Origin of the sequence: Micromonospora acroterricola, assembly GCF_003172955.1 — a bacterium.
Classification (GTDB): domain Bacteria; phylum Actinomycetota; class Actinomycetes; order Mycobacteriales; family Micromonosporaceae; genus Micromonospora; species Micromonospora acroterricola.
This window is the reverse complement of sequence record NZ_QGKR01000185.1, coordinates 1-17,258: the sequence shown is the minus strand read 5'-3', so window position 1 is coordinate 17,258 and position 17,258 is coordinate 1. Positions and strand designations below refer to the sequence as shown.

Annotated in this window: 13 protein-coding genes and 1 tRNA gene; 8 read left to right on the top strand and 6 right to left on the bottom strand. The window is 72.7% G+C overall.

Features of this window, described 5'->3' with window-relative positions; translation table 11 throughout:
- Positions 1–11 precede the first annotated feature (11 nt).
- On the top strand, positions 12–1,505 hold the full coding sequence (locus DKT68_RS13235; RefSeq protein WP_109817715.1) for an MFS transporter: 1,494 nt from the start codon (positions 12–14) through the stop codon (positions 1,503–1,505).
- Positions 1,506–1,559: 54 nt separating this feature from the next.
- On the opposite strand, the gene leuA is transcribed toward DKT68_RS13235, so the two are convergent.
- The 3 genes from leuA to DKT68_RS13220 all read right to left on the bottom strand — a co-directional run bounded on the left by leuA (position 1,560) and on the right by DKT68_RS13220 (position 5,027).
- Positions 1,560–3,317 carry a 2-isopropylmalate synthase gene (gene leuA / locus DKT68_RS13230; RefSeq protein WP_109817714.1) on the bottom strand — a complete coding sequence of 586 codons (1,758 nt, stop codon included), beginning with the start codon at positions 3,315–3,317 and terminating at the stop codon, positions 1,560–1,562.
- A gap of 286 nt (positions 3,318–3,603) precedes the next feature.
- Positions 3,604–4,155 carry a nitroreductase family protein gene (locus DKT68_RS13225; protein WP_109817713.1) on the bottom strand — a complete coding sequence of 184 codons (552 nt, stop codon included), beginning with the start codon at positions 4,153–4,155 and terminating at the stop codon, positions 3,604–3,606.
- An 83-nt stretch (positions 4,156–4,238) separates the two neighbouring features.
- Positions 4,239–5,027 (bottom strand): hypothetical protein, encoded by a 789-nt coding sequence (locus DKT68_RS13220; RefSeq protein ID WP_236646869.1) that lies wholly within the window; start codon positions 5,025–5,027, stop codon positions 4,239–4,241.
- A gap of 268 nt (positions 5,028–5,295) precedes the next feature.
- Here DKT68_RS13220 and DKT68_RS13215 point away from each other — a divergent pair, with 268 nt between their 5' ends.
- Complete coding sequence (locus DKT68_RS13215; RefSeq protein ID WP_109817712.1) at positions 5,296–6,561, top strand: aspartate kinase; 1,266 nt, start codon at positions 5,296–5,298, stop codon at positions 6,559–6,561.
- 5 nt (positions 6,562–6,566) lie between these two features.
- The gene (locus DKT68_RS13210) at positions 6,567–7,625 is read left to right on the top strand and encodes an aspartate-semialdehyde dehydrogenase (RefSeq protein ID WP_109817711.1); all 1,059 of its coding nucleotides are present in this window, start codon (positions 6,567–6,569) and stop codon (positions 7,623–7,625) included.
- Between the two features lie 9 nt (positions 7,626–7,634).
- Here the strand turns inward: DKT68_RS13210 and DKT68_RS13205 are convergent, their stop codons facing one another.
- Positions 7,635–9,011 (bottom strand): GGDEF domain-containing protein, encoded by a 1,377-nt coding sequence (locus DKT68_RS13205; protein ID WP_407940733.1) that lies wholly within the window; start codon positions 9,009–9,011, stop codon positions 7,635–7,637.
- Positions 9,012–9,254: 243 nt separating this feature from the next.
- On the opposite strand from DKT68_RS13205, the gene DKT68_RS13200 reads away from it, so the two are divergent.
- From DKT68_RS13200 to DKT68_RS13190, 3 genes are all read left to right on the top strand, one after another.
- Positions 9,255–10,034: a phosphodiesterase gene (locus DKT68_RS13200; RefSeq protein ID WP_109817709.1), complete on the top strand. Its 780-nt coding sequence runs from the start codon at positions 9,255–9,257 to the stop codon at positions 10,032–10,034.
- An 11-nt stretch (positions 10,035–10,045) separates the two neighbouring features.
- Positions 10,046–10,714, top strand: coding sequence for a histone deacetylase (locus DKT68_RS13195; RefSeq protein ID WP_236646868.1), 669 nt, complete (start codon positions 10,046–10,048; stop codon positions 10,712–10,714).
- Between the two features lie 352 nt (positions 10,715–11,066).
- The gene (locus tag DKT68_RS13190) at positions 11,067–12,794 is read left to right on the top strand and encodes a bifunctional metallophosphatase/5'-nucleotidase (RefSeq protein WP_109817708.1); all 1,728 of its coding nucleotides are present in this window, start codon (positions 11,067–11,069) and stop codon (positions 12,792–12,794) included.
- A 219-nt stretch (positions 12,795–13,013) separates the two neighbouring features.
- On the opposite strand, the gene DKT68_RS13185 is transcribed toward DKT68_RS13190, so the two are convergent.
- Positions 13,014–14,297: an MFS transporter gene (locus tag DKT68_RS13185; RefSeq protein ID WP_109817723.1), complete on the bottom strand. Its 1,284-nt coding sequence runs from the start codon at positions 14,295–14,297 to the stop codon at positions 13,014–13,016.
- A 169-nt stretch (positions 14,298–14,466) separates the two neighbouring features.
- Here DKT68_RS13185 and DKT68_RS13180 point away from each other — a divergent pair, with 169 nt between their 5' ends.
- Together DKT68_RS13180 and DKT68_RS13175 are read left to right on the top strand one after the other, a co-directional pair.
- On the top strand, positions 14,467–14,940 hold the full coding sequence (locus tag DKT68_RS13180; protein WP_201749014.1) for a hypothetical protein: 474 nt from the start codon (positions 14,467–14,469) through the stop codon (positions 14,938–14,940).
- Positions 14,941–15,477: 537 nt separating this feature from the next.
- Positions 15,478–17,025: a DUF11 domain-containing protein gene (locus DKT68_RS13175; protein ID WP_146218350.1), complete on the top strand. Its 1,548-nt coding sequence runs from the start codon at positions 15,478–15,480 to the stop codon at positions 17,023–17,025.
- Between the two features lie 137 nt (positions 17,026–17,162).
- On the opposite strand, the gene DKT68_RS13170 is transcribed toward DKT68_RS13175, so the two are convergent.
- Positions 17,163–17,239 (bottom strand) — tRNA-Pro (locus tag DKT68_RS13170).
- Positions 17,240–17,258 lie beyond the last annotated feature (19 nt).

Genomic DNA, 17,258 nt, shown 5'->3' with positions numbered 1-17,258 from the left:
AGATTGGTGGGATGACCGCACCCGTACCGGCGCCCGCACTGCGGATGGGCACCGCCGCCGGCCGGGGGACCCTGCTCGCCGCGGTGCTCGCCTCCGGCATGGTCTTCCTGGACAGCACGGTCGTCAACGTGGCGTTGCCGAAGCTCGGCCAGGACCTCGGCGCCAACGTGGCCGATCTCCAGTGGACCGTCAACGGGTACCTGCTGATGCTGGCCGCGTTCGTGCTGCTCGGCGGAGCGCTCGGGGATCGCTTCGGCCGGCGGCGGGTGTTCATGATCGGGGTGGTCTGGTTCACCGCCGCCTCGGTGCTGTGCGGGCTGGCCCAGGGCACCGGTTGGCTGATCGCGGCCCGGTTCCTCCAGGGCGCCGGCGGCGCGCTGCTCACCCCGGGGTCGCTGTCGGTGCTCCAGGCCAGCTTCCACCCGGACGACCGCGGCCGGGCGATCGGCGCCTGGGCGGGGCTGTCCGGGGTGTCCACCGCGCTGGGTCCGTTCATCGGCGGTTGGTTGATCGACGCGCTGTCCTGGCGGTGGATCTTCTTCCTCAACCTGCCGGTCGCCGTGCTGGTGCTCCTGGCCGCCCTGCGCTGGGTGCCGGAGAGCCGCGACGAGAACGCCTCCCGGACCGAGGGGCCGGGCCGGACCCGGCGGCGGTTCGACATCGCCGGCTCGCTGCTCGGCGCGCTCGCGCTCGCCGGCGTCACGTACGCCCTGATCGACGCGCCGGCGCGCGGCTTCGACTCGGCCCCGGTGCTCGTCGCGGCACTGGTCGGGGTGCTGGCCGCGGTGGCGTTCGTGCTGCTGGAACGGCGGCGCGGGGACACCGCGATGCTGCCCACCGGGCTGTTCCGCAGCCGGCTCTTCTCGGTGCTGAACGTCTTCACCGTGGTGGTCTACGCGGCGCTCGGCGGCTTCACGTTCTTCTTCGCCGTCTACCTGCAGAACGTGGTGGAGTGGTCGGCCTTCCGCACCGGCATCGCGCTGCTGCCGATGACGGTGCTGCTGCTGGTGGGGTCGGCTCGGGCGGGCGCGCTGTCGGCGCGGATCGGCCCGCGGCTGCCGCTGGCCGTCGGCCCGGTGGTGGCCGCCGCCGGTCTGCTGCTGCTGCGCGGCGTGGGACCGGGCGCGTCGTACTGGCGGGACGTGCTGCCCGGGGTGCTGCTCTTCGGCCTCGGGCTGACCCTGGTGGTGGCGCCGCTGACCGCGTCGGTGCTGGCGGCGGTGGAGGACCGGTTCTCCGGGGTGGCCAGCGGGTTCAACAACGCCGCGTCCCGGGCCGGCGGCCTGCTCGCGGTGGCCGCGCTGCCGCTGCTCGTCGGCCTCTCCGGCGGTGGGTACGAGCAGAAGGCGGAGCTGACGGACGCGTTCCGGGGGTCGATGGTCTGGTGCGCGGGCCTGCTGCTGGCCGGCGCGGCGCTGGCCCTCGTCCTGGTCCACCGGCCGCACCGGCCGTCGCCGGCGTCCCAGCCCTGCCACTCGCTGCCCGCCGCGACGCCCCCGCACTGAGGAGGGCCCCCTGTCGACGCGGGGCGTCGACAGGGGGCCCGTCCTTCCGTGCGATCAGCTCCGGGCGCGGTTGACGGCGCTGGTGACCGCCTTGATGGAGGCGGTGACGATGTTGGCGTCGGTGCCGACGCCCCAGACCGTCCGACCGTCCACGTCGCACTCCACGTACGCGGCAGCCTGCGCGTCCCCGCCGGAGGAGAGCGCGTGCTCGTGGTAGTCGAGCACGCGGACGCCCACCCCGACGGACTGGAGCGCGTTGACGTACGCGTCGATCGGGCCGTTGCCGACCGCGGTGAGGGACCGCTGCTCTGCGCCCACCCCGACCTGGGCCTCGATCTCGACCTTGCCGTCGGTGGTGCCGATCGTGTAGCCGGTCAGCCGGACAGCCGGGTCGGGCTGGTGGTCGAGCAGGTAGTGCGTCGCGAAGATCTCCCACATGGCGGCCGGGTCGACCTCGCCGCCGTCGTGGTCGGTGACCTGCTGCACCACGCCGGAGAACTCGATCTGGAGCCGCCGGGGCAGGTCCAGCTGGTGTTCGCTCTTCATGATGTACGCGATGCCACCCTTGCCGGACTGCGAGTTGACCCGGATGACGGCCTCGTAGGTGCGGCCCAGGTCCTTCGGGTCGATCGGCAGGTAGGGCACCGCCCAGACGTGCTCGTCCATCGGGACGCCGGCAGCGGTCGCGTCGGCGGCGAGGGCGTCGAAGCCCTTCTTGATGGCGTCCTGGTGCGAGCCGGAGAAGGCGGTGTAGACCAGGTCACCGGCGTACGGGTGACGTTCGTGCACGGGCAGCTGGTTGCAGTACTCGACGGCCCGGCGGACCTCGTCGATGTTCGAGAAGTCGATCATCGGGTCGATGCCCTGCGAGAAGAGGTTGAGGCCCAGCGTCACCAGGTCGACGTTGCCGGTGCGTTCGCCGTTGCCGAACAGGCAGCCCTCGATCCGGTCCGCGCCGGCGAGCAGGCCCAGCTCGGCGGCGGCGACCCCGGTGCCCCGGTCGTTGTGCGGGTGCAGGCTCAGCACCAGACTGTCGCGGCGCGGCAGGTGCCGGTGCATCCACTCGATCGAGTCGGCGTACACGTTCGGCGTGGCCATCTCGACGGTGGCCGGCAGGTTGATGATCAGCGGCCGGTCGGGGGTCGGGTCGATCACATCGATCACCCGGGAGCAGACCTCCAGCGCGTACTCCAGCTCGGTGCCCGTGTACGACTCCGGCGAGTACTCGTAGTAGATGTCGGTGTCCGGGGTGTGGATCTCGGCGTACTTCTGGCAGAGCCGCGCGCCCGTGGTGGCGATGTCGGCGATGCCGTCCCTGTCCAGGCCGAAGACCACCCGACGCTGGAGGGTGGAGGTCGAGTTGTAGAAGTGCACGATCGCCCGCTTCGCGCCCTGCAGCGACTCGAACGTCCGCTCGATCAGGTGCTCCCGGCACTGGGTGAGCACCTGGATGGTGACGTCGTCCGGGATCATGTCCTGCTCGATCAGCTGCCGGACGAAGTCGAAGTCGGTCTGGCTGGCCGACGGGAAGCCGACCTCGATCTCCTTGTAGCCCATCTGGACCAGCAGCTGGAACATCCGGCGCTTGCGCTCGGGGGACATCGGGTCGATCAGCGCCTGGTTGCCGTCCCGCAGGTCCACCGCACACCAGCGCGGGGCGGCGTCGACGTGCCGGGTGGGCCAGGTGCGGTCGGGCAGGTCGACCCGGAACTGTTCGCGGTAGGGCTGGTACCGGTGGTACGGCATCCGGCTGGGGCGCTGCCGGGCGATCGGATCGGTCTCAGCGTCGGTGGTGCCGGCTGGTTGAGCCATGGCGGAGTGCTCCCGTGGTCACGTGGCGTTCAGCAATCGGACGGAGTCGGCGTCGCTGCCGGGGCGTCGTTGCCCGGCGGGCCGAGGTGTGCTGCGGTGCTGATGGGCGGCGCGGTCCGACTCCGCGACGAGGTGCCGGCCGTCAGGCCTCGTCGCGGCGACCAAGGAGGAGGTGCGCCTGCCACATGACAGCGTGACACTACGTGATGGGATCGGGTCTGGGAAGGTCGGTCCGGACTCTGGGACGGAGTTCACCGGCACGAGCGCTCGCCGGCTCAGAGGCGCCTCAGTCGAGCAGCAGGTCGGCGAGGGGCCGGCGACGGCGCAGGCCGGTCTCCTCGGCGACCAGGTCCGCCGGGAGGCTGAGCGGGTCGCCGAGCTGCCCGACGGCGACCACCGCGTACGGCCGCACGTCGGACGGTAGCTGCAGGTCGGCGGCTAGTCCGGCGCGGTTCACCGCCAGCACCTGGCGTACGTGCAGGCCGAGCGCGGTGGCCTGCACGGTGAGGTGGGCGACCGCCTGCCCCAGGTCGTACGCGGCCCCGTCCGACGGTACGGAGTCGGCCGCGGTGTCGCCGTCGACGTGCGCGGCGAGGAGCAGCGCGGCGGCACGGTGGGCCCAGCGCTGGTCGCGCTCGGTCAGGTTGACCAGGATCCGCTTCCACGTCTCGTCGTTGCGGTGACCGAGGGTGAACCGCCACGGCTGGCGGTTGCCCAGCGAGGGTGCCCAGCGGGCCGCCTCCAGCAGTGAGGCCGCCTCCGCCGCGCCGAGTTCCTCGGTCGGGTCGAATGCCAGTGGGCTCCAGCGGTAGGCGAGCAGCGGGGTGAGGTCGGCCATACGAGGATCGTCCTGTATGGGTGATTCGCCCCTCAGGCCCGGGTCGGTAAATGTGGGCAAGAGCACCCGTAACGGGATAAAGATCAGGGCGTTCCCGCGCTCGGGCTGCTGGAGGGGTCGGGTGTCGGCGGGGCTGCCGTGCCGAGCGGCTCCTCGTCCACCACCACCGGGCCGGCGAGCTGCACGCTGGCCGGCGCCGGACCGGGCGGAGCGGCGAGCCTCAGCGTCCCGGTCGTCGTCCGGGCCCCGGTCGGCGTGCCGTCCCGGTCGTAGCAGTAGATGCCGACGTCCAGCGGGGCGTTGAGCGAGGCGGAGGTGGAGTCCACCGAGTAGCAGGTGCCGGTGAGGCCCTGGGGCGTGGCGGCCGGGGCGACCGCCAGCGGGGCCCGCCGGTCGGTGAGCACGTCCAGCCAGTCCGTGAGCGGGTGCTGGACCCGGGGGTCCAGCCGGCGCGGGAGCGCGTCGTCGCGCTCGCCGAGGCGTACGCAGCGCGCCGGCTCCGGCCGACCCGCCGACGGCAGGGCGCACTGGAACAGCCCGTCGGCGGTGGCGGCCAGCGACACGTCGGCCGTGCCGCCCAACGCGCCACCCGGCACGTCGACCCGCCAGCTGCCGTCGTTCGCGCTGGTGAACAGGATGGTGCGGTCGGGTTGACCGGGCCGGCTGAACGCGTACTGCGCCACCAGGTGGCGATCCTGGGCGGCCGCGGCCAGCGCGGCCAGCTCGTCGCGGGCGGCGTCCACCTCCACCGGGCCGGGGCTGGTCGGCGGCGGGGGTGAGGGCTGCTCGCTGGTGCAGGCGACCAGGAGCGCCGACAGGGCGAGCACGAGCGGCCCGGCCACGCGGCCGGCCGGGTGGATGAGGACGGGCACCGGCCCATTCTGGTGGGTGCGGGCGACAGGTGGGGACCGCCACGTACCCGGCCCGCTCCGGCGTGTCGGGTCGGGCCGTCCCGGCGTACCGGTCGACCGGCGCGCCGGCCGCTCCCGCGCTGGCCCCGGCCCGGTCGGGCCGGATGGTGGGATCACCCGGCCCGGCGCCGCCGGCCGCCCGATACCCTCAAGGGGTCTGACACGCGCCGCCGGCCCCGGTTCCGGCGGCGTCGGCACGCTCAGGGTCGCTGGGAGGGAGTGCACCGTCGTGGCACTCGTGGTGCAGAAGTACGGCGGGTCCTCCGTCGCCAATGCCGAGCGGATCAAGCGGGTGGCAGAGCGCATCGTCGCCGCCCGCAAGGCCGGCGACGACGTGGTGGTGGTGGTCTCTGCGATGGGGGACACCACCGACGAGCTGCTCGACCTGGCCAACCAGGTCAGCCCGCTGCCGCCGGGCCGCGAGCTGGACATGCTGCTCACCGCGGGGGAGCGGATCTCGATGGCCCTGCTGGCCATGGCCATCCACAACCTGGGGTACGAGGCCCGCTCGTTCACCGGCTCGCAGGCCGGGGTGATCACCACCTCGGTGCACGGCCGCGCGCGGATCATCGACGTCACCCCGGGGCGGCTCAAGGGCGCGCTCGACGAGGGCTCGGTGGTCATCGTCGCCGGCTTCCAGGGCGTCTCGCAGGACACCAAGGACGTCACCACGCTGGGCCGGGGCGGCTCCGACACCACGGCCGTGGCGCTCGCCGCCGCACTGCACGCCGACGTCTGCGAGATCTACACCGACGTCGACGGCATCTTCACCGCCGACCCGCGGATCGTTCCCAACGCGCGGCACATCCGGCAGATCACCTACGAGGAGATGCTGGAGCTGGCCGCGTGCGGCGCGAAGGTTCTGCACCTGCGTAGCGTGGAATACGCCCGGCGGGCGGGGTTGCCGATCCACGTCCGTTCGTCATACTCGACCAACACCGGCACGATGGTCACCGGATCGATGGAGGACCTTTCCGTGGAGCAGGCACTGATCACCGGGGTCGCGCACGACCGTAGCGAGGCCAAGATCACGATCGTCGGGGTGCCCGACGAGCCGGGTGCCGCCGCGCGGATCTTCGACACCGTGGCCGGTGCCGAGATCAACATTGACATGATCGTGCAGAACGTCTCCACCGAGGGCACCGGCCGGACGGACATCTCGTTCACCCTGCCCAAGACCGACGGCCCCACCGCGATGGCCGCGCTCAGCAAGATCCAGGAGTCGGTCAAGTTCAAGGGCCTGCTCTACGACGACCACGTCGGCAAGGTCTCGCTGATCGGCGCCGGCATGCGCTCGCACCCCGGCGTGGCCGCCGGCTTCTTCGCCGCGCTCGGCGCGGCCGGGGTCAACATCGAGATGATCTCCACCTCCGAGATCCGGGTCTCCGTGGTCTGCCGGGACACCGACCTCGACGCCGCCGTCGGCGCGATTCACGACGCGTTCGAGCTGGGCGGCGACACCGAAGCCGTGGTCTACGCGGGGACGGGTAGGTAGCGCCGATGACGGCGCTGCCCACCCTCGCCGTGGTCGGAGCGACCGGTGCCGTCGGCACCGTCATGTGCGAGCTGCTCACCGGGCGTCGCAACGTCTGGGGTGAGATCCGGCTGCTCGCCTCCGAGCGCTCGGTCGGGCGGAAGGTGCGCTGCCGGGGTGAGGACCTCGTCGTCCAGGCACTGACCCCCGAGGCGTTCGACGGCGTCGACGTGGCGATGTTCGACGTACCCGACGAGGTCTCCGCCGAGTGGGCGCCGGTGGCCGTCGCCCGTGGCGCGATCGTGGTGGACAACTCCGGCGCGTTCCGGATGGACCGGGACGTCCCGCTGGTGGTTCCGGAGATCAACCCGGAGCAGGTCCGCAACCGGCCCCGGGGCATCATCGCCAACGCCAACTGCACCACCCTCGCGATGATCGTGGCGGTCGCCCCGCTGCACCGCGAGTACGGCCTGCGGGAGCTGGTGCTCGCCTCCTACCAGGCGGTCTCCGGGTCCGGTCAGGCCGGCGTCGACATCCTGCACGACCAGCTCGTCAAGGTCGCCGGGGATCGCTCGCTCGGATCCCGCACCGGCGACGTACGGCAGGCGGTCGGCGACGACGTGGGCCCGTTCCCGGCGCCACTGGCGCTGAACGTGGTGCCCTGGGCGGGCTCGCTGGCCGACGGCGGCTGGTCGTCCGAGGAGATGAAGGTCCGCAACGAGTCGCGCAAGATCCTCGGCCTGCCCGACCTCAAGGTCTCCGCCACCTGCGTCCGGGTGCCGGTGGTGACCGGCCACTCGGTGGCCGTCCACGCGGTCTTCGCCACCGAGGTGGACGCCGAGGGCGCCCGCGAGGCACTGCGCAACGCCCCCGGCGTGATCCTGGTCGACGATCCCGCCTCGGGAGAGTTCCCGATGCCGATCGACGCCGTCGGCACCGACCCCTCCTGGGTCGGCCGGATCCGCCGCGCCCTGGACGACCCGCGCGCCCTCGACCTCTTCATCACCGGCGACAACCTCCGCAAGGGCGCCGCCCTCAACACGGCCCAGATCGCCGAACTCCTGGCCAAGGACCTGACCCCGTAACCCGGGGGGTCAGGCGGCGGACAGGTGGACGCCGTCCCGGCCCTGGCGTTTCACCGCGTAGAGGGCCTGGTCGGCGCGGCGGAGGGTGCGATCGGGGGACTCGCCGGGGCGGGGCAGCGCCACGCCCACGCTGATCGTGCGGCCGATGCGTCGGGCCGCCTCGGTCAACCGCTCGGCGATCCGGACCGCCTCCTCCGGGCGGCTCACCTCGATCACCGCCACGAACTCGTCACCGCCGATCCGGTACAGCTCGTCGCCGTGCCGCAGCGCCCCCTCCAGCGCCCGGGCCAGCCCGACCAGCACCTGATCGCCGGCCTGGTGCCCGTACGTGTCGTTGACGGTCTTGAAGCCGTCCACGTCGATCGCGAGCAGGGCCGTACGCCCCGGGGTGGCCGCCGCGATCCGCTGCCCGAACGGGCCGGTGTGCCCCAGCCCGGTCAGCGGGTCCGAGCTGGCCTGCTCCCGCAACCGGGCCAGCGTGCGCAGCCGGTCCAGGCTGGTCCAGGCCTGCCCGGCGAGCAGCTCCATCAGGCTGACCGTGGTCGGGTCGGGGCGCAGCAGCCGCTCGTCGGCGACCAGCAGCACCCCGCCGGCGTCCGCCGGCCCGACGGGTACGGCGACCAGGGTGCGCACCCCGGCGCGGGTCAGCGGCCGGTAGTCCTCGGTCGGTGGCTGCCCCGCCTCGCCCAGCGTGTACCCGGCGCCGTACCGGTGCGCCCGGTCGACGATCCGACCGAGCGCGGCCGGGCCGGCCCTGGTCAGTTCGGCCCGGATCCGGGTCTCCAGCTCGTTCGGGGCCAGCGGCGACGGCCCGAGCAGGGCGCCCTCGGGACCGGCGATGAGCAGCACCGCCGTGGAGAGGGTGCTCACCTCCCGGGCGGCGCAGCTCGCCGCGCCCATCAGGTCCCATTCGGTCGGCGCGGACGAGAGGGCGGCGGCGTGCCGGAGCAGCTTCTCGCTTCGGCTCTCGGCCGGCGTGCCACCGAGGGCGACGATCCGCGCGCCGAGCAGGGCGGCCAGCCTCTGCGCGGTCTCCCGCCACGGCTCCAGGTCGACCGGTTCGCTCCACTGGAGGTCGAGCACGCCGATCGCCCGGCCCGATGGGTCCGGCACCGGCACGCACAGCTCCGCGGTCACGTCCGGGCGTACCGGTAGGTAGTCGGGGTCGGCGGCGACGTCCGGGACGACGGCGGGGGTGCCGGTCGCGTACACCCGGCTGACGATCCCGGTCCCCGGCGGAACGGTGGCGAAGACCTGCCAGGCGCCGGTCGCCGCGACGCAGCGCAGCCGGTCGTGGACCTGGAGCAGCACGGAGATGGTCGCCGGGGTGTGGCGGGACAGCGTGGTGACCATCCACCGGCAGGCCTCTTGCGCGCTCGACGCCATCGGCAGCCGGACGGTGGCGTCACGGATGACTCGCTGATGATCCACTCGCACGTCGTTCCAGGTAGGGGGAAGGGGCTGGCCGGCGCCGAGCCGCTCGATCAAGCGTACTCACGCGCGGCCGGAAGCCACCGGGCTTCGTACACATGTGCCATCCACAGGCTGTGGACGCAGCCTGTGGACGCGGGCCCCCGATGGTGCCCGGCGGCGATAGCGTGGAGTTCCCGGCGCCGAGGAGGCGAGCCCATGCTCATCGCCCAGCTCAGTGACCCCCACCTGACCACCGGCCTGCTCGCCGCCGAACCGGCCGCCGGGCTGCACCAGGCCCTCGGCCGGGTGCTGGCGCTGCGACCCCGACCGGACTGCGTGGTGATCACCGGTGATCTGGTCGACCACGGTCGACCCGACGAGTACGCGGCGCTCCGCGAGCTGATCGGTCGGTTCCCGCTGCCGGTGCACCTGGTCACCGGCAACCACGACGACCGGGAGTCGCTGCTCGACGCATTCGGCGGCACGCCCTGGCTCGGCGGCGGGTTCTCCGCCTACTACCACGTCGACCACGAGGCGGCGACCGTCGTGGTGCTCGACTCGCTCATTCCCGGCAGTGACGGCGGGCAGCTCGGCGAGGAGCAGCTCGGCTGGCTCGACGGGGTGCTGGCCGGGCGGCCCGAGGTGCCCGCGGTGGTCTGCCTGCACCACCCGCCGGTCGCGGTCGGCATCCCGGCGGCCGACGCCATCCGGCTCGCCGACGGGGACGCGCTCGCCGAGGTGATCGGCCGGCACCGGCACGTCGTGCGGGTCGCCGCCGGGCACCTGCACCGCCCCGTCACCACGGGGTACGCGGGCACGGTGCTCACGGTGGCGCCCAGCACCTGGCGGCAGAGCACGCTCACCAGGAGCGCCGACGAGCTGATCGGCTGGGTCGACGAGCCGACCGCCTTCCTGCTGCACGCGGTCGAGCCGGGCGGCTGCGTGACGCACACGGTGCAGGTCAGCCACTCCGCCGGCCAGACCTGCGGCTTCTGAGGACGCCCCTCGTGGTCGGCGCCGAGGAGCGGCTGGTCTGGTACGTCGCGTACGGCTCGAACATGCACGCCGCCCGGTTGGCCTGGTACATCGGCGGTGGCTGCCCGCCCGGCGGGCGGCGGACGTACCCGGGCTGCCGCGATCGCCGCCCGCCGAGCCGGTCGGCGCCGGTGTCGCTGCCCGGCGGGATCTACTTCGCCGGTGAGTCCGGTGCCTGGACCGGCGGGATGGCGTTCTACGACCCGCAGCTGCCGGGCGTGGCCGCGGCCCGGGCCTACCTGGTCACCCTCGAGCAGTTCACCGACATCGCGGCGCAGGAGATGTACCGGCCACCGGGCCACACCGCCGACCTGATCCGGGCCACTGGCGCGGCGATCGACGCGGCCGTCGCCGACGGCCGGGCCACGCTCGGCCCGGGGCGCTACGAGACGTTGGTCTGCCCCGGCCATCGCACCGGAATCCCGATGCTCACCTTCACCGCCCCGGAGCCGGCGTCCGCCGTCCACTGCCGGCCGCCGGCGCCGACCTACCTCAGCATGATCGCCCGCGGACTGCGCGAGTCGCACGGCTGGCCCGCGGAACGGATCGCCGGCTACCTGGCCCAGCGGCCCGGAGTCACGGACGGCTGGCCGCCCGACGCCCTCGCGGCGCTGGTCACCGAGGCGCTCGCCGCCGGCTGACCGCCGGAGGCGCGCCGATCGCACCCGCTCCGCCCGCTGGAACCGTTCCGCTCGCGATGCCGCCTCCGGCCGCGCTACCGGACCCGTCCTCTCTGGACCCCGGCTCCGACGCTGTCCGCCGGACCGCCGGACCCGTCGGCCCGTCCGGCCGCCGATCCCGAGCCGCCCGGCGTATCCGCAGCTCTCATGTGCTGTCCGGCTCGACCCGTCGGCGTGCGGATGAGAAGCTGTCCGGGCGGGCGGCGTTCCCCAACCGCCGGCATCCGCGATCGACACTTCCGACGGCGTCGGTCGGCGGCCCGGTCGACCCACAGTCCGGGCACCGCACGCGCCGATTCTCACGAGGAGTTCCATGTCCATCCCCGGGATGCGTCGGGCCGGCATCGGCCTGACCGCACTCGCAGTGGCCGCGCTCGGCGCGCTGGCCGCCACCCCCGAGCAGGCCGAGGCGGGACCGAAGCCGGTCGACGTCACCCTGCTGGCCCTCAACGACTTCCACGGCAACCTCGAACCGCCGACCGGGTCCAGCGCCACCATCGCCGGGCAGACCGCGGGCGGCGTCGAATACCTGGCCACCCACCTGGCCGAGCTGCGCGCCGCCGCCAAGAAGAAGAACACCATCACCGTCGCCGCCGGCGACCTGATCGGCGCGTCCCCGCTGCTCTCGGCGGCGTTCCACGACGAGCCCACCATCGAGGCACTGAGCATGGCCGGCCTGGACTACGCCAGCGTCGGCAACCACGAGTTCGACGAGGGCGCCGCCGAGCTGCTGCGGATCCAGAACGGCGGCTGCCACCCGGTGGACGGCTGCGCCGACGGCACCCCGTACCGGGGCGCCGGCTTCCAGTACCTCTCCGCGAACGCGTTCAAGACCGAGACCGGTCGTCCGCTGCTGCCCCCGTACGCGATCCACAAGGTGCAGGGCGTCAAGGTCGGGTTCATCGGCATGACCCTGGAGGGCACCCCGCAGATCGTCAGCCAGCAGGGCGTCGCCGGCCTCACCTTCGCCGATGAGGCGGTGACCGCCAACCGGTACGCCCGTGAGCTGCGGCGCAAGGGTGTGGAGACGATCGTCGTCCTGCTGCACGAGGGCGGCGCACAGGCCGCCACCGGCGGCATCAACGACTGCGTCGGCATGACCGGCCCCATCGTGGACATCGCCAACCGGATGGACCCGTCGATCGACGTGGTGGTCAGCGGGCACACCCACCAGGCGTACAACTGCGACATCAACGGCAAGCTGGTCACCAGCGCCAGCTCGTTCGGTCGCCTGGTCACCGACATCGACCTCAAGATCGATCGTCGGACCGGCGACGTGCTCTCCGCCGCCGCCGAGAACGTCGTGGTCACCCGGGACGTCGCCAAGGACCCGAAGCAGACCGAGCTGGTCGACCGCTACAAGAAGGTGCTCGGCCCGGTCGCCGACCGCCAGGTCGGCGTGACCAGCACCGCCATCGGGACGTCGCAGGAGAACCTGCTCGGCACCTGCTCGGTCCAGGTGCCGAATTCGTGCGGCGAGTCGCCGCTGGGCAACCTGATCGCCGACGCCCAGCTGGCCGCCACCGACGACGAGCAGAACGCGGTCGCCGCCCTCATGAATCCGGGCGGGGTCCGGGCCGGCCTGGACGCCGGTCCCGTCACCTACGGGGAGGCGTTCACGGTGCAGCCGTTCGCCAACAACCTGGTGACGCTCGACCTGACCGGCGCTCAGCTCTACTGCGTGCTGGAGCAGCAGTTCGTCACCGGGCGGACGCTCTACCCGTCCTCGACCCTGCGCTACGTCGTCGACCTGAACGGCACCAGCGCCACCGCCGCCAACCCCTGCGCCGGCACCCGTGTGGTCCCGGGCAGCCTCACCATCGGTGGCACCGCCGTCGACCACGCTGCCACCTACCGGGTGACGGTGAACAACTTCCTGGCCGGCGGCGGCGACGGGTTCAGCGCGTTCACCGCGGGCACGAACCTGGTTACCGGCATGATCGACCTGGACGCGTTCGTGGCGTACCTGACCGCCGAGTCGCCGGTCTCCGCCCCGACGCTGGACCGCATCCGCACCACCGCCGAGGTCCCCGCCGCCTGACGGACGACCCCGCGACGACCGGGCCCCGGAGCACCCGCTCCGGGGCCCGCCGCGTCCCCGGCGTCCGCAGCGCGACACGATCGCCGGCGCGCTGCGCCGGCGACGGTGCCATGGTCACGCTCGAACACGGATGTAGTGGCCTTCCGGCGCGCTGAGGCCACTACATCCAGGATCGAGCACGATCTTGGCGCGGGCGCGGGCGCGGGCGCGGGGCCGCGTTCAGGCGGCGGCGGGTGCCGGCTCGGGGGAGGTCGAGCCGGTCGTCACCCGACCGTCCTGGGCGGGGGTGAGCAGCCGGCGCAGGGAGAGCGCCACCAGCGAGGCGACCAGGCAGCCGCCGACCACCACCGCCACCCAGACCATGCCGTCGGCGGCACCGATGAGGGGGCCGGCGGTCACCGGGCCGATCACGCCGCTGATCCCGAAGATCATCGAACTCATGGCGTTGTACCGGCCGCGCAGCTCGTCGGTGGCCAGCGCGTTCGTCAGCGCCGGCATCACCGGCGACAGCATCGTCTCGCCGAAGCCGAAGATCGCCGAGCAGGCCACCACGCACAGGGCGGCCACGAGGGCGTTGCGGGTGCTGACCAGACCGGCGACCCCGAGGACCAGCCAGGCGGTGGCGAACACCGCGCCGACCAGCATGAGCGCACCGGTGCGGCTGCGCCCCTCGATCCGGCGGATCACCAGGAGCTGCGCGAGCACGATCATCACGGTGTTGGCCGCGAGCGCCCAGGCCACCACTCGGGGGTTCACCTCGGCGACCCGCACGGCGTACGCCGCGAAGCCCACCTCGATCTGGGCGTACCCGCAGGTGGTGAGGACCAGGCCGAAGATCACCAGCCGGCGGAACGGACGGTCGCGGAGGACGGTCAGGTAGCCGCCGGGCGACGGCTCGTCGCCGGTCGGACGGCGGCCGAGACGGTGGCCGACGCCCGGCAGGGTGAGCAGGATCAGCGCTGGCATCAGGTAGCTCACCGCGTCCAGCACGTAGATCACCTGGAAGGTGCCGGGCCGGGCGGTGTCGATGATGGCGCCGGAGGTCATACCGCCGATGCCGATGCCGAGATTGAGCAGGGCGAAGTTCAGCCCGAAGACGCGCTGCCGCTCGTCGGCGTCGGTCAGCGAGGCGAGGATCGTGTTCTGCCCGGACCAGATCGCCGAGCTGCCGATGGCGACCACCGTCATCACCAGCAGCGCCGAGCCGCTCGAGTGGACCAACGCCAGCGAGCCGGTGCCCACCGCCTCGATCAGCAGGCACGGCACCACCACCCGGCGGGCCCCGAACCGGTCGATCAGCGTCCCGCCCAGCGGCGACAGGGCCAGGGTGACCGCGCCGTACCAGCCGATCACCAGGCCGGCGCGGGTGTCGGTGAGCCCGCGCACGTCGGTCAGGTAGATGAACAGGAACGGCAGGGTCAGGCCGCGCCCGACCGCCGACAGCAGGGTGCCGATGAGGAGCCGGCGAGCTTCCGAACGGCGGGGGAGGGAGCGACGCAGCATGTCCGGCATTCTGTTCGCCGGGTACGACGATTGGCGAACCGATTACCGCGCCCCGAGCAGGCCCGTCGAGAGATCCGTGACAGAGCACACGATCCGGGGGTTTCCGGCCCGGTCCCACGCCGGTCGGGTGCCTCCGTCGGCTGTCGGTGCGCTCTGCCATGCTGGCGAGGTGAGCGTGACGTGGCGACATCTGCCCGCATCGGCCCGTGAGATCGCCCTCGCCGCCGGTGAGGCCGTCGCCGCCGCTCAGGAGCGCGACCCCGTGGCGTACGAGGCGGCCGTCGAACGGCTCACCGGCGCCGACCGGTCCGGCCTGGTGCTCGGCGTGGCGGTCCGGCTGCTGCTGGAGGAGACGCATCCGGACGGGTTGGACGGCGACGACGTCCGGCAGGTGCTGGAGGGCTGCGTTCGCTCAGCCGCCGACTGGCTCCCCGCGGTCGACCCGCACGTGGTGCTGGTGCTGCTGGCCGGGGCGCTCGGTGTGTACGACCCGGGCGACGACGACAACCCGCCGGGCCCGGCCGCGGTGGCCCGGCACGCCCCGCTGCTCGTCGCCGACCTGGTGTCGGCCGCCGGGCGACCGCTCGACGGCTACCTGGCCGCGGCGTTCACCGAGATCGAGCGCACCGAGCGGCAGGACTGAGGCCACGGCTTCCCCCGGGTCATGCCGGCTCGGGCGTTCGCCGCGCCACCACCTCCAGATACTCCGCCGGGATCCGCACCGTGCCGTCGGTGGCGCGGTTGTGCGTCCGGGCCAGCTCGACCAGGTCGGCGTGCAGGTGCGGGCGCCGTTCCTCCGGCAGCGCCTCGAACGGTCGCGTTCGAGGATGTAGTAGACGGGGACGGCGGCGACGAGGGCCAGTGCCACCGGCGGGCTGACGAAGGCGACCGCGATCGCGGCCAGGAACAGGCTCGACGCTGCCCCGAGTAACGCTCCTGGGTACCGGGACGCCTGAATGATCGACGGATCCAAGATCCCGATCGGCCCGTGGACGCCTCCGGCGCGTCTCCAGCCGATGTCCCATCCCGACCAGACGGGGAAATTATGGTCAACCAGAACCTGCATTCCAGGGCCCTCCGCACGCTGAAGGCGGGGTCCCTCGCGACCGCTGTCGTCGCGTCACTGCTCGCAGCTCTCCCCGGCGCGGCCTCCGCCGCTCCGGATCCCGCTGACGTCGTCGTGGGCGTCACCTCTGATCCGGGCGAGGTGGGACCGGCCGGCGGCCGGGTCCGCCTCACCGTTTCGGCACGCAACGCGGGGGGCGCCGCGGCCACCGACACCATTCTGAAGCTGAGCCTGCCGTCCGGTGCCACCCTCGACGTCGGTGACTCCCTCGGCGGCTGGACCTGCGACGCCGCGGCCGCAAAGTGCAAGTACGGCACCCTCGCGGCCGGCACCGACACCGCTCTCGTCCTGGGCGTCACCCTGCCGCCCGCCACGGACGGCCAGAAAACGACGGTGACGGCGACGGCCTCCACGCAGAGCCGCGAAGCGTCCACCACGAACAACACCGCCTCGGCGAACATCGAGTACGTCGCGAAGCCGGACCTCGCCTTCTCGTTCGAGTTCGCCAGCGGCGAGATCTCCTACCTGGGCGGCAACGGGGGGCGCGGCTCTGTCCAGGCCCGGGCGACCAACATCGGCACCACCCCGGCCCCCGGCGCCCGCTTCACCTTCCAGATGCCGCCGGACGCCTTCGCCGGCGCCTGGACGACGGACCCGGCGTGGAACTGCGACTTCTCCACCTCCACCTGGGTCTGTGAGAACGACCGGGAGATCGCGCCGGGCGGGATGGCCTACCTGAACTTCTACCCCTACTTCCCGGCCGGGACGGTGGGCGACACCAGGACCGTGACGGCCTCCGTGTCGACCTCGGCCCCCGAGCGGTCGCTGGCGAACAACAGCGGCACCACCACCTTCACCTACGTCGTGCCGCCCCCCGGTGACCTGGAGCTGTACGGGGTCGATGTGGTCGCCCGCGAAGAGCTGCGGGCGAACGAGGAGTTCGAACTGTCCGTCGTCGTCAACCTCATGGGCGGCACCCCTTCGGAGAACACCGCCGTCCGGGTGCCGCTCCCGGCGACGGTCGAGCCGACCTCCCTCGACCCCGGTGACGCCAACTGGACCTGCCGACTCAACGACGCGGCGGACGACCGCTTCGTCGAGTGCACCCGCCCCTACTGGGACATCGGCACGTCCAACAGCCAGCTGCTGCTCAAGCTGAAGGCGAACGCGGGAACCCCCGACGGTCCGCTGACCTTCACCGCTACGGCGTCCGCGTCCACGCCCGAGGTGTCGCTGGAGAACAACACCGCCACCGACAGCGTCACCTACGTCCCGCAGGGGATCATTACCGGCCACGCCTGGATCGACACCGACCGCGACGGCCAGCGCGACGCGGACGAACCGAACGCGTACGGGAAGGTCGGCAAGATCGAGTTCGTGCTGGAGGGCACCGAGCCGAGCTGGGACGTGCCGATGGGTTACATCAACGACCGCGACGGCACCTACTTCACGCGGCTCAAGCCCGGCCGTTACGTGGCGAACGTCTACCTGCAGGACGGGGTGCCGTACAGCTTCACCACCCCGGATGTCGGCGACAACGCCACCGATTCGGACATCGTCGGCAGCACCGGCGGCTACTACAACCGGGGCTGGAGCGCCGTGGTCGAGGTGAAGGACGCCGCGGAGACCCACGTCGACATCGGCCTCGCCCCGGCCGTGTAGTCCTGACCCGTACCGGATGAACCGGCCCCGGCGACACACGGTCGCCGGGGCCGTTCGCGTCCACCGGCTGGGCAGCAGCCAGCACCGGAAACGAATCAAGGCCCCTCGGTGGAGGGGCCTTGACCTTCACTTACCTCTGGTCGGGGTGGCCGGATTCGAACCGACGACCTCTTCGTCCCGAACGAAGCGCGCTACCAAGCTGCGCCACACCCCGAGGCGTGCCGACAAATAGT

Excerpts from the sequence above, each read along its gene's own strand:
- DKT68_RS13235 (WP_109817715.1), top strand. The coding sequence starts at position 12 with ATGACCGCACCCGTACCGGCGCCCGCACTGCGGATGGGCACCGCCGCC.
- leuA (WP_109817714.1), bottom strand. The coding sequence starts at position 3,317 with ATGGCTCAACCAGCCGGCACCACCGACGCTGAGACCGATCCGATCGCC.
- DKT68_RS13190 (WP_109817708.1), top strand. The coding sequence starts at position 11,067 with ATGTCCATCCCCGGGATGCGTCGGGCCGGCATCGGCCTGACCGCACTC.
- DKT68_RS13205 (WP_407940733.1), bottom strand. The coding sequence starts at position 9,011 with ATGGCGTCGAGCGCGCAAGAGGCCTGCCGGTGGATGGTCACCACGCTG.
- DKT68_RS13210 (WP_109817711.1), top strand. The coding sequence starts at position 6,567 with ATGACGGCGCTGCCCACCCTCGCCGTGGTCGGAGCGACCGGTGCCGTC.
- DKT68_RS13200 (WP_109817709.1), top strand. The coding sequence starts at position 9,255 with ATGCTCATCGCCCAGCTCAGTGACCCCCACCTGACCACCGGCCTGCTC.
- DKT68_RS13225 (WP_109817713.1), bottom strand. The coding sequence starts at position 4,155 with ATGGCCGACCTCACCCCGCTGCTCGCCTACCGCTGGAGCCCACTGGCA.
- DKT68_RS13185 (WP_109817723.1), bottom strand. The coding sequence starts at position 14,297 with ATGCTGCGTCGCTCCCTCCCCCGCCGTTCGGAAGCTCGCCGGCTCCTC.